Annotated in this window: 10 protein-coding genes; 4 read left to right on the top strand and 6 right to left on the bottom strand. The window is 70.9% G+C overall.

Translation table 11 applies throughout. From position 1 onward, the window contains the following. Positions 1-25: 25 nt before the first annotated feature. A complete protein-coding gene (locus OG878_RS32500; protein ID WP_328890076.1) occupies positions 26-1321 on the bottom strand; it encodes an alginate lyase family protein in 1296 nt (431 codons plus the stop codon). Positions 1322-1587: 266 nt separating this feature from the next. Between OG878_RS32500 and OG878_RS32495 the strand changes: the two genes are divergently transcribed. Both OG878_RS32495 and OG878_RS32490 read left to right on the top strand, forming a co-directional pair. Continuing rightward, on the top strand, positions 1588-2979 hold the full coding sequence (locus OG878_RS32495) for a uracil-xanthine permease family protein (protein ID WP_328890075.1): 1392 nt from the start codon (positions 1588-1590) through the stop codon (positions 2977-2979). 242 nt (positions 2980-3221) lie between these two features. After that, positions 3222-3941, top strand: coding sequence for a DUF5995 family protein (locus tag OG878_RS32490; protein ID WP_328890074.1), 720 nt, complete (start codon positions 3222-3224; stop codon positions 3939-3941). Between the two features lie 58 nt (positions 3942-3999). Here OG878_RS32490 and OG878_RS32485 read toward each other — a convergent pair whose 3' ends face one another. The 3 genes from OG878_RS32485 to OG878_RS32475 all read right to left on the bottom strand — a co-directional run bounded on the left by OG878_RS32485 (position 4000) and on the right by OG878_RS32475 (position 7308). Next, a complete protein-coding gene (locus tag OG878_RS32485) occupies positions 4000-5706 on the bottom strand; it encodes a flavin monoamine oxidase family protein (protein ID WP_328890073.1) in 1707 nt (568 codons plus the stop codon). Positions 5707-5765: 59 nt separating this feature from the next. After that, the gene (locus OG878_RS32480) at positions 5766-6563 is read right to left on the bottom strand and encodes a carbon-nitrogen hydrolase family protein (RefSeq protein ID WP_328890072.1); all 798 of its coding nucleotides are present in this window, start codon (positions 6561-6563) and stop codon (positions 5766-5768) included. 289 nt (positions 6564-6852) lie between these two features. Beyond that, complete coding sequence (locus OG878_RS32475) at positions 6853-7308, bottom strand: Lrp/AsnC family transcriptional regulator (RefSeq protein ID WP_328890071.1); 456 nt, start codon at positions 7306-7308, stop codon at positions 6853-6855. Between the two features lie 158 nt (positions 7309-7466). Here OG878_RS32475 and OG878_RS32470 point away from each other — a divergent pair, with 158 nt between their 5' ends. Continuing rightward, complete coding sequence (locus OG878_RS32470) at positions 7467-8525, top strand: GDSL-type esterase/lipase family protein (protein ID WP_328890070.1); 1059 nt, start codon at positions 7467-7469, stop codon at positions 8523-8525. Between the two features lie 227 nt (positions 8526-8752). Here the strand turns inward: OG878_RS32470 and OG878_RS32465 are convergent, their stop codons facing one another. Then, complete coding sequence (locus OG878_RS32465; protein WP_328890069.1) at positions 8753-10219, bottom strand: GuaB1 family IMP dehydrogenase-related protein; 1467 nt, start codon at positions 10217-10219, stop codon at positions 8753-8755. Positions 10220-10525: 306 nt separating this feature from the next. On the opposite strand from OG878_RS32465, the gene OG878_RS32460 reads away from it, so the two are divergent. Next, the gene (locus OG878_RS32460) at positions 10526-11548 is read left to right on the top strand and encodes a terpene synthase family protein (RefSeq protein WP_328890068.1); all 1023 of its coding nucleotides are present in this window, start codon (positions 10526-10528) and stop codon (positions 11546-11548) included. Positions 11549-11726: 178 nt separating this feature from the next. Here OG878_RS32460 and OG878_RS32455 read toward each other — a convergent pair whose 3' ends face one another. Then, positions 11727-12743: a sugar-binding transcriptional regulator gene (locus OG878_RS32455; protein ID WP_328891458.1), complete on the bottom strand. Its 1017-nt coding sequence runs from the start codon at positions 12741-12743 to the stop codon at positions 11727-11729. Between the last annotated feature and the right edge of the window lie 40 nt (positions 12744-12783).

The raw sequence follows: 12783 nt of genomic DNA, 5'->3' as shown, positions 1-12783 counted from the left end.
CGGGGGGAGCCCCGCCCGCGGGCTTTCAGCCGGCGATCGAGTCGAGCTGCTCGGCTGCAGGCCGCAGCGCCCAGAGGTCGCCGCCCGGCGGTGCCTCCAGTTGCGGTACGGCGGCCCGGGCCTGCCGGTCACCGGCGTCGGCGGCCGCGTGCACGATGTCGCTCGCGGCGTACCGGTAGAACTCCAGCTCCGGGTGCGGCCAGGCGACCGCCCCGGTCGCGGCGGGCAGCAGATAGTCGACCGCCTTGAACAGGCTCTGTCCCTGCGGCCCTTCGTACGCCCACAGGTCCACGCCCACCTGCCTGCCGATCGCTGCGAGCCGGGTGTAGGCGACCAGGTCGAAGGTCGAGTAGTGCCAGCTGCGGGTCCGCGCCAGCTCCTGCGGCTGGGTGCCGTCGGCGGCGATCTGCGGGTCGATCCGCAGCGCACGCGCGTCGAGGACGACCTTGCGGGCGAGGGCCTCGTCGCCGGTGGCGAGGGCGAGTCCGGCGATCTGCATGTCCTGGAAGGTGCCGTGGTTGTTCTGGGCGGCCGATTCCTGCTTGCCGAAGTCGGAGTTCACCAGCCAGTCCAGGAACGACGTGTTCCAGGCCCGCATGCCGGTCCGGTCGTTCTTCGACCAGCCGGGCGCACCGGTGTCCAGGAGCGCGATGGCGTCCAGGACCGAGGTGTACTGCTGGGAGAAGTCGATGATGCCGATGGCCCGGCCGTCGTACTTGCAGGGGATGAACTGGCCGTGGTCGAGGTTGGGGTTCATCCGGGTCGCCGGGTCGAGGAACCACGTGCGCAGGATGTCGGAGGCGTGCTCGGCGTACTGCTTCCTGCCCGTGTAGTACCAGGCGAGGCTGAGCGTGGTGACCGAGTTGAAGACCTTGCCGATGTCGGGCCGGTCGGTGCCGGTGTCGACCTCGGGGTTGCGTTCGCCGTCGCGCTGGACGTACGGGCAGCCCCACGGGTTCTCCGCGGTCTTCGGCTGGGAGGGCCACCAGTACGGGGCCTGGCTCAGATAGTCGTGCGGGTCCCCGCCCGGCGCGGGTTTCGGCTTGTCCACGACCGTCCAGGGGCCCTGGCCCAGCCAGCTGTCCGCCTTCACGGTCAGCGCGTCCACGGCCGTGCGCAGAGCCCGGTCGCCGTGGTCGAGCCGGAGTTTCGTCTGCTGAATGCGGTGGCCGTCGATGACCACGGTCCTCGGCACCCGGGGCGGCGGCCGGTGACCGTGGGCGGTGGCGGCCGCGGAGGAGGCGGCCGGCACCAGTACGGCGGTCAGGGCGACCGCGGCGGTGAGCAAAGCTCCGAGACGCCGACGAGGTGTTCCACTCATCGAGCACTCCCCTCATGAATCAGATATGTGAATGATGTTCATGGACAAGGCCGTGCGAGCGTAGAGCCGCCTGTTCGGAGTGACAATGCTTCGCGCAGGATTCATGGATGGGATTCACGGGCAGGGCTCGCGCGACGTAGCCCGGACACGGGCCGACGCCGCTGCGGCATTAACATGGCGCTGATCTTCTCCGCGGTGGCGCCGGGCCGTACGCACACGGCACCGGGCACCGCACAGACCCACACACGGACACACAGGGAGCGACCATGGGCGGCCTCGGCGTGCGCTGGACCTTGCACGGCGACGGAAAGACCCCCGCACCGGGGGCCGTGGTCCGGCCCGACGAGCGCCTCTCCTGGCCCCGGACCTTCGGGCTCGGCGCCCAGCACGTGGTCGCGATGTTCGGCGCGTCGTTCGTCGCCCCGGTGCTCATGGGCCTGGACCCGAACCTCGCGATCATGATGTCCGGTGTCGCGACGGCCATCTTCCTGTTGTCCACGCGCGGCCGGGTGCCCAGCTATCTCGGCTGTTCGCTCTCCTTCGTGGGCGTGGCCGCGACGATCCGGGCCGGTGGCGGGGACAGCGCCGTCGTCACCGGGGCGGTCTTCGTCGTCGGCGTGGCGCTCTTCCTCGCGGGTCTCGCGGTGCAGCGCTTCGGCGCCCGGATCATCCACGCGGCGATGCCGCCCGTGGTGACCGGTGCCGTCGTCATGCTCATCGGCTTCAACCTGGCGCCGGTCACCGCCTCGACGTACTGGCCGCAGGACCAGTGGACCGCGCTGCTGGTCATGCTCTTCACCGGAATGGCCGTGGTGTGCCTGCGCGGATTCTTCTCGCGCATCGCGATCTTCCTCGGCCTGGTCTTCGGCTATGTGCTGTCCTGGGTCCTCGACCGGGTCTTCGGCAAGATCCATTCACCGGCGGGCGGCGCCGAGGCGGTCGACCACTGGCGGCTCGACCTGTCGGGCGTCTCCAAGGCCGACTGGATCGGACTGCCGTCCTTCCACGCCCCGAGCTTCGAGTGGTCGGCGATCCTGGTCGCGCTGCCGGTGGTGATCGCGCTGATCGCGGAGAACGCGGGGCACGTCAAGGCCGTCGGCGAGATGACCGGTGACTCGCTCGACGACAAGCTCGGCACCGCCATCGCGGCGGACGGCGCAGCATCCATGCTCTCCACCGCCGTGGGCGGTCCGCCCAACACCACGTACTCCGAGAACATCGGCGTCATGGCCGCGACCCGGGTCTACTCCACCGCCGCGTACTGGGCCGCCGCCTGCTTCGCTCTGCTGTTCGGGCTCTGCCCCAAGTTCGGTGCGGTCGTCGCCGCGATCCCGGGCGGCGTCCTCGGCGGCATCACCGTCATCCTGTACGGGATGATCGGCCTGCTGGGCGCCCAGATCTGGATGAGCGGCAATGTCGACCTCCGCAACCCGCTGAATCTGGTGCCGGCCGCCGCGGGCATCATCATCGGCGTCGGCGGGGTCAGCCTGAAGATCACCGACGACTTCGAGCTGAGCGGCATCGCCCTCGGCACCATCGTCGTGATCACCGGCTACCACGTACTGCGCGCCTTCGCCCCGGCCCATCTGAAGCCGCAGGAGCCGCTGTTGGACGCGGGGACGTCCACGTACGACGACACGAAGCCGCCCACGCAGTAGGCGCCGGCGGGGGCACTCGTCCCCGCTGCGGGCCTCGGCCGGCAGGTGATGTGCCCGGGCCTCGCCCCATCTGCGCAGGCTCGCGGGACTCGGCCGCCCGACCGCGAACGGCCGCGCCCACCCGTCCGGAACGGCCCGGGGCCGGCCCTCGGGGCACCGATGGCTCTGCCGGCGTTCGCCCGTTCCGATGAACCCGCGGCCCGTCGGCGCCGTGGCGGGTCAACGGCTGGGACGCTGCCCCCATGGTGCAGTTCAAGCAGTGGGAGCAGTTCGCGGACCGGACCGGTCCCGTCACGGCTCCGTCGGATGTCGCCGCGGTCATCGCGCGGATGCGTGGCTTCCGGTCGGACTGGCCGCCGACGGACGGGGTGGCGGTCTTCAACCACGTCTATCTGACGGTCACCGAGACCATCGACCGGCAGATCGGCGACGGCGTGTTCCAGGACCGGCGGGCCGCCGCCGCCCTGGATGTACGGTTCGCCGAGCGTTACCTGGCGGCCGTCGACGCCGCGGCGGCGGGGCACCGGCCGCCCGACTGCTGGCGTCCGCTGTTCCAGTACCGGCGCCATCCCGGCGTACGGCCGCTGCAGTTCGCGCTGGCGGGCATCAACGCGCACATCGGCCACGATCTGGCCCTCGCCGTCGTGGACACCTGCCGTGCGCTGCAGTGCGCTCCGCCGGACCTGGAGGAGGAGTTCGACCAGGTCGGCGATCTCCTCGTGCTGCTGGAGGAGCAGATCCGGGAGGATCTGATGCCGGGCCCCGATCTGCTGGAGGTCGCGGATCCGCTCACCCATCTGCTCGGCTCGTGGAGTCTGGAGCGGGCCCGCGAGGCGGCCTGGTCGGCGGCCCGGGTGCTGTGGCGGCTGCGTGATCTCCCACTGCTCGCCGAGGAGTTCCGCCAGCGGATGGACGCGGGCGCCGGCCTGGTGGGGCGCTGCCTGCTCACCCCCTGGCGCTGACGCCCGCCCGTGCCGGGGGTCCCGGCACGGGCGCTCCCCCGGCCCGCGCAGCCCCCGCTCAGTCCTCCGGAAGTTCGACCGGGGCGATGTCGTCGAAGACGTCGCCGGGGCCGGGGTTGGTCGCATCCGTGGCGCCGCCGAACTGCGTCATCACGCCCCAGACAGCGTTGAGCGCGGTCTGCACGGCGCCCTCGGCCCAGCCGGCCGTCCAGGAGATGTCGTCGCCCGCGAGGAAGAGCCCACGCTGGTCGGCGGGCAGCCGGTCCTGCATGAAGTGGGTGAACAGCCGCCGCTGGTAGCGGTAGTGGCCCGGCAGGTTGGCCTTGAACGCCCCCATGAAGTAGGGCTCGTTCTCCCAGGAGACCGTGACCGGGTTGCCGATGATGTGCTTCCTGATGTCGACGTTCGGGTAGATCTCGCCGAGCGACTTCAGCATGACCTCCATGCGCTCGTTCGGGGAGAGCGGCAGCCACTTCAGGCTGTCGTCGCACCAGGTGTACGAGAGACAGATGACGGCCGGCTTGTCGGGTCCGTCATCGAGGAGGTACGTGCCCCGGGTCATCCGGTCGGTGAGCGTCATCGACATGACGTCGCGCCCGGTGGGAACTCCGCTGCCGTCGACGGCCCTGTCCAGCCAGAACGGCCGGTCGACGGGGACGAACAGCTTGGACGACTCCATGTAGTGGGTGCGCTCCATCGCCGTCCAGTGGTCGATGGGGAACAGCGCGTCGTCGCAGTCGATCTTGGAAAGCAGCAGCCAGGACTGGCCGGTGAAGATCGCCGCCCGGAAGGTACGGATGTCGCCGGTGGAGTCGGTGACGGTGATCCGGTTCCCGGCGGTGCGGTGCAGCCGGGTCACGGCGGGGCGGGGCTCCCCGTCGTGCAGCGAGGACAGCGACGTGCCGAGCGGCCAGTGCACGATCTTGCGCGGCTCGCGCTCCCAGAGGCGCAGCGGGAGCTGCTGGCTGCCGCCGACGATGCCGCGGTGGTGGTCGTCGGCCTCGGTGTAGACGACCCGCAGGATCTCCAGGATGGAGTTGGGGAAGTCGGTGTCCCAGCCGCCGGTGCCGAAGCCGACCTGGCCGAAGATCTCGCGGTGCCGGAACGACTTGAAGGCGTCGGAGGCACAGAGGAAGCCATAGAAGGTCTGGTTGTCGAGCTTCTCGACGAGCTTCGACCAGATCTCCCGGATCCGCGGGACGTCGCGCTCGCGCATCGCACGGTTCATGTCGGAGAAGTCGGCGCCCTCCTCGAGACAGGCGTTCCAGGCGTTCATCACATCGCGGTAGACCTGCGGCAGATCGTCGATGGTCTCCGCGTAGTGCGACTCGCCCTTGAGGTCGACGACGGTGGACGGGGTGGCGGGGGACAACGGGTTGGGGAACGGCCTGGTCTCCAGGTCCACCAGGTCGATGTAGTGCTGCAGCGCCGTGGACGACGGCGGGAAGCGCATCGCGCCCATCTCGGCGGTCAGCGAGGGGTCGCAGCCGTCGAAGCCGACGGTGCGCAGCCGCCCGCCGATCTGGTCCGCCTCGTAGACGACCGGCTTCAGGCCCATCTTCATCAGTTCGTACGCGGCCACGATGCCGGAGAGCCCACCGCCGATGACGGCCACCTCGGCCCCGTGCTCGGTCGCCGGTATCTGGCCGAGCCCCGCCGGGTGGGCCAGGAAGTCGTCGTACGCATAGGGGAAGTCCGGCCCGAACATGGTGATCGGCGGCTGCGCGTCGGTGTGCTGGACGGCGTTGGGCACCGTGGACGTCATGGGGTACGGACTCCTTGCACGGGAAACACGGGTGAGAGGAAGCGGGAGGGGCGCGGGCTTCAGACGAGGGAGCCGTACAGACCGGGGCGGCGGTCGCGCAGATACGGGTTGGCGGCGCGGCATGCGCTCAGGAACTCCGGGTCGACGTCGCCGACGACGAGCTCCTCGCCACGTCCGGCGCGGGTGCGGACGGTGCCGTCGGGGCCGGCCAGACAGCTCAGCCCGACGAACTCGAACTCGCCTTCCGGGCCTGTCCTGTTGACGTACGCGACATACATCTGGCTCTCGAAGGCGCGGACCGGCACGACGGACTCGGGTACGAACTGGAAGGGGTGCATCTGCGCGGTCGGCACGAGCAGCAGGTCGGTGCCGGCAAGGGCGTGCGCCCGTACGTTCTCCGGGAACTCGACGTCGTAACAGATCATGATCCCGATGCGCACGCCGTCCAGTTCGGCCTGGACGACGGGCTGGTCGCCCGGGGTGAACCACTGCTGCTCGAAGCAGCCGAAGAGGTGGGTCTTGCGGTACCCGGCGAGCCGGGTGCCGTCCGGGCCGATCAGCTGCGCCGCGTTGAAGATCAGTTCGCCCGCGCGCTCCGGGTAGCCGTACAGGACCGCCAGCCCGTGCCGTACGGCGATGTCGGCGACGGTCCGCGCGGACGGGCCGTCGGCGGCCTCGGCCAGCCGGGGTACGTCGTCACCGATGGCGTAGCCGGTGAGGAACAGTTCGGGGCAGACCAGCAGCCGGGCCCCGGCGGCTGCCGCGCGTCCGGCCGCCTCGTCGAGCACCTTGATGTTCTCGGCCACCGAGCCCGGACGTCCGGAGCTCTGGAGCAGGGCGGTACGCAACGACGGCATGGCAGACCTCGGCGGGTGCGGGCGGAGCGGGGACGTATAGACGGTAAGGGCCGGGAATCCAGCCGGACAAGGCGCGAGCGTTGCGCGCCGACCGTCGATCCATTGCGCGATCCACCGGTCCGGCGGTGATTCGTTGCGTAGAGCGTCGCTGCAGGTCAGAGGGGTGATTTCGGTCTCGTGCCGAAGGGTGGTCCGGAGCGCGCTGCGTGAGGCGAGGAAGGCCGGCGCCGAGCGGGCGGGAGCCCCTGGCGGCCGCCGGGCGGCCGTGGTCCTGCCGGGAGCCGGCGGATCAGCCCGGCGTCCCCGGGGAGTAACGCCGCAGCAGCGGTGAGAGCACCAGCACCGACTTGGTGCGCTCCACATAGGGCTCACCCGCGATCCGCTCCAGCACCTGCTCGAAGTGGCGCATGTCGGCGGCGAAGACCTGGACGATCGCGTCGGCCTCCCCGGTGACCGTGGAGGCCGACGCGATCTCCGGATAGCGCGCGAGACCGCTCTTGATCGCCTCCGGTGAGGTGTTGCGGCTGCAGTAGATCTCGATGAACCCCTCGGTCTCCCAGCCGAGCGCCGCCGGGTCCACCCGCACGGTGAAGCCGGTGATGGCCCCCTCCGCCCGCAACCGGTCGACGCGGCGTTTCACCGCGGGCGCGGACAGGCCGATGATCGCGCCGATGTCGGCGTAGGAGCGGCGGGCGTCCTCGGCGAGGGCGTGGACGATGCGTTCGTCGAGATCGTTCAGTCGCACTTCGGGTGGATCACTTCTCTGCGATGGGCGGTCCGGGGTGGCGGCAGCGCCGTGCCGCACCCGAAGTAGAACACGTGGTGACGGACACGGCCGCAGGGACGCCGGTGCGGCGCAGCGGGGTAGGGGTGCAATGAGCATCCCTGCCGAACGGAGACCTGATGACCTGGCTCGATCCCGACCCCTTCCTGCGCGGTGTGGCCTGGCGGGACGGTGTACGCGTGGTGCGGGCCGACCCGGCCGACCGGGCGCGGCTGCCGTGGGACACCGGCGAGCGGGCGCAACTGCCCGTCGGGGTGCGACTGGAGTTCCTGGCGCCCGGCGCGCGTGCGGTGGAGATCCGCTGCCGCACGACGGTGCCGGACCCGGGGCACGCGCTGCACGGTCCGGCACCCGTCTTCGCGCTCTGGCGGGGCGACCGGTGCGTCTCGGAGGTCTGCGCGGAGCCGGCCGAGGAGGCGGTCGTGGTGATCGGACTCCCTTCCGGGGAAGGCCCGTTCACCGTTCACCCGCCGCAGACGCAGTCCTCGCTGATTCTCGGTGTGCGGGCGGCGGGCGGCCGTCTGCTGCCCGCCCCGGAGCGGCCGCGGTGGGTGGTGCACGGCGACTCGATCACCGAGGGCTGGTGGTCGACGCGCCCCGCCCACGCCTGGCCCGCGGTGGCCGGCCGGGCGCTCGGGCTGGACCCGGTCAATCTGGGATACGCGGGGTCGGCCCGCGGGGAGCTGTGCGTCGCCCAGCAGATCGCGGCGCTTCCGGCCGATGCGCTGACCCTGGCGTTCGGTACGAACTGCTGGTCGCGGGTGCCGTTCTCGGCGCCGCTGCTGTACGAGACGGTGCGCGCGTTCGTCACCCTGGTACGCGTGGGCCACCCCGGGACGCCGTTGCTGCTCGTCTCACCGCTGCTGTGCCCGGACGCCGAGGACACCCCGAATGCCCTCGGGGCCACACTGTCCGAGCTGCGGGCGGCCCTGGAGCGGGCGGGGGCGAGTCTCGTCCGGGCGGGCGACTCGCGGCTGTCGGTGCTGCCGGGACGGGATGTACTGGGGCCGGAGCACCTTGTGGACGGCCTCCACCCCGACGACGCGGGGCATGCGCGTCTGGCGGCAGCCGTCACCGAGGCGCTCGCCCCGTTGGTGCGCGCGCCCGCCCTCCGGCCGCCGAAGGCGTCCGGGCCGCAGCAGCGGCCCGGACGTGGTCCTCGAAGCGGCAGCCCCTGAGGGACGACGCAGCGAGGTGCCGCGGCTGTCGTCGTGCGCCCGCAGGGGGCGCGGGACGGGCCTCAGGGTCTTTCGTTCGGATCAGGCCGGATCAGGGAGCGGCCCGCCGCGGAGCGAAGGGGGTCTCCCCTGCTCGAGCGAAGCCGCGAGCTCGGGGAAAACTGACGACAACGCGGCAGATGTGCGTGCCGGCGCCCGTGAGCCCGGCATGATCCGAACGAGAGGCCCTAGCTCCAGCTGGCGTGCAGCGGCTTGCCCTCGGCGTAACCGGCGGCGCTCTGCACGCCGACGACCGCCTTCTCGGCGAACTCCTCCAGGGACGCCGCACCGGCGTACGTGCAGGAGGAACGGACGCCCGCGATGATGGAGTCGATCAGATCCTCGACGCCGGGGCGGGCCGGGTCCAGGAACATCCGCGAGGTGGAGATGCCCTCCTCGAAGAGCGCCTTGCGGGCCCGGTCGTACGCCGACTCGTCCGACGTACGGTTCTTCACGGCGCGCGCGGACGCCATGCCGAACGACTCCTTGTAGAAGCGGCCGTTGGCGTCCTGCTGGAGGTCGCCCGGCGACTCGTACGTGCCGGCGAACCAGGAGCCGATCATCACGTTGGACGCACCTGCGGCAAGGGCCATGGCGACATCGCGCGGGTGGCGGACGCCGCCGTCCGCCCAGACGTGCTTGCCGTACTTCTTCGCCTCGGCGGCGCACTCCAGCACCGCCGAGAACTGGGGCCGGCCGACACCGGTCATCATCCGGGTGGTGCACATGGCGCCGGGTCCGACACCGACCTTGATGATGTCCGCGCCGGCCTCGATGAGGTCGCGTACGCCCTCCGCGGCGACGATGTTGCCCGCGACGATCGGCACCTGCGGGTCGAGCGCCCGGACCGCGCGGACCGCGCTGATCATGGACTCCTGGTGGCCGTGCGCGGTGTCCACGACGAGGGTGTCGACGCCCGCGTCGAGGAGCTGCTTGGCCTTGCCCGCGACATCGCCGTTGATCCCGACGGCGGCGGCGATCCGCAGCTTGCCCTCGGCGTCGGTGGCCGGGGTGTAGAGCGTGGCGCGCAGGGCGGCCTTGCGGGTGAGGATGCCGACGAGCCGGCCGTCCGCGTCGACCGCGGGGGCGAGCTTGCGGTTGGCCCCGTCGAGCTTGTTGAACGCGTCGCGCGGGTCGATGTCCGCGTCGAGCAGTACCAGGTCCTTGGACATGACCTCGGAGAGCTGGGTGAAGCGGTCGACGCCGGTCAGGTCGTGGTCGGTGACGACGCCGACGGGCCGCTGCTCCTCGTCGACCACGACGCCGGCGCCGTGCGCACGCTTCGGCAGCAGGGACAGGGCGTCGGCGACGGTCTGCCCCGGGGCCAGCACGATCGGCGTGTCGAGCACGAGATGGCGCGTCTTGACCCAGGAGATGACGTCGGTGACGACGTCGATCGGGATGTCCTGCGGGATGACGACCAGACCGCCGCGGCGGGCCATCGTTTCAGCCATCCGGCGGCCCGCGATCGCCGTCATGTTGGCGACGACGAGCGGGATGGTCGTGCCGGAGCCGTCGGGAGAGGAGAGGTCGACCCCCTGGCGGGAACCGACCGCTGAGCGGCCCGGAACCATGAAGACATCGTCGTACGTGAGGTCGTACGGGACCGAGGGGGACTCTGTGTAACGACCGGTGCCGGGCTCAAGAAAACGCATAAGTCTCATTTTTTCATACGAATCCGCGCAGGTCGCTGCCTCGAAGACACAGCAAACGACTCCCACGTTCGTGCGTTCCTACAAGGACGGCGTGCGGGGAGTCCCGGGCAAGTGGAACCTGCCTTGCCCACAGACCCTACCCGAGCAGCTTTCAACCATTCACGATCATCTTCCCTGGACCTGATGACAGGGGGTCAGGTAGCTTCAAACGCGCAGGTCCCGCGGGTCACCACCACGCCCCGAGGAACAGGCGGTACGGCCCCAACTTCCGTCCCACGTACGACCGGAGAGGATCCAGACCCGCCCGTGGAGAGCGAACTGCCGGACATCTACTGCCCGTTCCCCCAGCGGACGAATCCGCACGTGGCCCGCACCCGTGCGCATCTCGACGACTGGACGCGCAGCACGGGCCTGGTACACAGGGATTCAGCCAGGGAACGCTTCGAGCAAGCCGACTTCGGCGCGTTCGTCGGCATGGTCTATCCGACCGCGAACGCCGAGAATCTCGATCTCGTCGCCGACTGGTTCGTCTGGCTGTTCCTCGTCGACGACCAGCTGGACGACGGGCATCTCGGCCGCAGCCCGGACCGGGTGCGCGACGTGGTCGCGCTGATGCGGGCCGTGGTCGAGGGCGCCGTCACCGGGCCGCTGCCGAAGGAGGAGCTGCCTGCCGCCGTGGTCGCTCTGACCGACCTGTGGGAACGGACGACGCCGAATGCGGCCGCGCACTGGCTGCGCCGGTTCGCCTGGCACCTGATCACGTACCTCACCACGGCCACCACCTGGGAGGCGGGGAACCGGGCCGACGGTGTCGTGCCGTCCGAGGAGGCGTACATCACCAAGCGGCGGCACACCGGCGCCATACACGTCTGCATGGACCTGATAGAGATCGTCGCCGGCATCGAGGCGCCCGAGTCGATACACAACGATCCCCGGTTCATCGTCGCGCTGGAAGCCTCGTGCAATGTCGTGTGCTGGGCCAACGACGTGTACTCGTACGAGAAGGAGCAGGTCCTCGGCGAGATCCACAACCTCGTCCATCTGGTCCGGCACCACCGCGGATACGGCAAGCAGCAGGCGCTCGACCACGTCTGTGCGGAGATCGCCACCGAGACGGACCGCTTCCTGCAGGCCGAGTCCGAACTGATCGCGGCCTATCCGCTGCTGTCCGGGATGCTCGTCCCGTATCTGGACGGGATGCGCAGCTGGATGCGCGGCAATCTGGACTGGTCCCGGCAGACCCCGCGGTACAACCCGGCGGACGTCAGCCAGTACAAGGAGCCACAGCAGTACCTGGAGCCGACGGTCCTGGGCCTGCGGCAGAACTGACCCGGGAGCGTGCCGGATCGGTCCCGCCGGCGGCCGCAGACGCAGCAGCGGACAGGCGGCCCCGCACGGGGCACCGTCCGTCACCCGCTCCGGTCAGCCCCCGCACCGGCCACCGGCCGGCTCAGCGCCACGCCGGCCCCCCGCCCCGGTGCAGGGTGCCGTCCGCCCCCGCTCCGGCTCAGTTCCCGTCAGGGTCGGCACGCTCCAGCGCGGGCCGCTTCGGCGCGGCGGACTCCGTGAGCAGATAGTCGGCGGCGGCCGTGTCCGTCACCAGGCTGGTGACCAGACCGGACCGCAGGACCGCCCCGATCGCCGCGGCCTTGCGCTGACCGCCCGCGATCGCCACCACCTCGGGGATCCGCCGCAGCCGGTCCGCCTCGACGGTGATGCACCGCTCGCCGAGGTCGCGGCCGACCCGGCGCCCCTCCGTGTCGAAGAGGTGCGCGGACATCTCGGCGGCGACGCCGAGCGACGCGTAGTGCGCCCGCTCCTCGTCGCTGAGCATGTCGTGGACGGTGGAGATGCCCGGCTCCCAGGAGCCGATCGAAACCGCGGCGACCGTCACCTTGTCGAAGTACTCGAAGGCACGGGCGATGCCCGTCTGGTGGCGCAGCGCGGCGGCCGTCGCCGGGTCGGGCAGCAGCATCGGCGCATAGATCGGGTGGGCCTCGCCGCCGGACACCTGCGCGGCCCGCCGGACCGCCTCGACCGAGCCGCGCTCGGCGGTTCCCGCGTCGTACACGCCGGTCAGCTGCACGACCGTGCACGGCGGCAGCCGGTCGAGGGCCGCCGCCATGTGGATGGTGGACCGGCCCCAGGCCAGGCCCAGCACATCGCCTTCGTTCACCAGCTCACCGAGGAGCTCGGCTGCGACCTCGCCCAGGTTCTCCGGGTCGGCGGCGTCGTCCTGCTCCTCCGCGGGAGACTCGACGACGACCGCGTGCCGCAGCCCGTAGCGGGACCGCAGCGCGTCGGAACGCTCCGCGTCCAGCTCCGCGGGGACGCGGATCTCGATCCGGACGAGGTCACGCTCGAGCGCCGTCTCCAGAACCCGGGCCACCTTGAAGCGGCTGACGCCGAACTCCTCGGCGATCTGGATCTTCGACTTTCCCTCGAGGTAGAAGCGGCGGGCCATGGCCGCCGCCTGGACCAGCTCCGCGGGCCCCATCCGCAGGGCGGACCGTCCCGCCGACATAGCAGACACCGCGATCTCCTCACTGCTGTTCACACGCTCG

Origin of the sequence: Streptomyces sp. NBC_00316 (genome assembly GCF_036158715.1) — a bacterium.
GTDB lineage: Bacteria > Actinomycetota > Actinomycetes > Streptomycetales > Streptomycetaceae > Streptomyces.
This window is presented reverse-complemented; position numbering and strand designations above follow the sequence as displayed.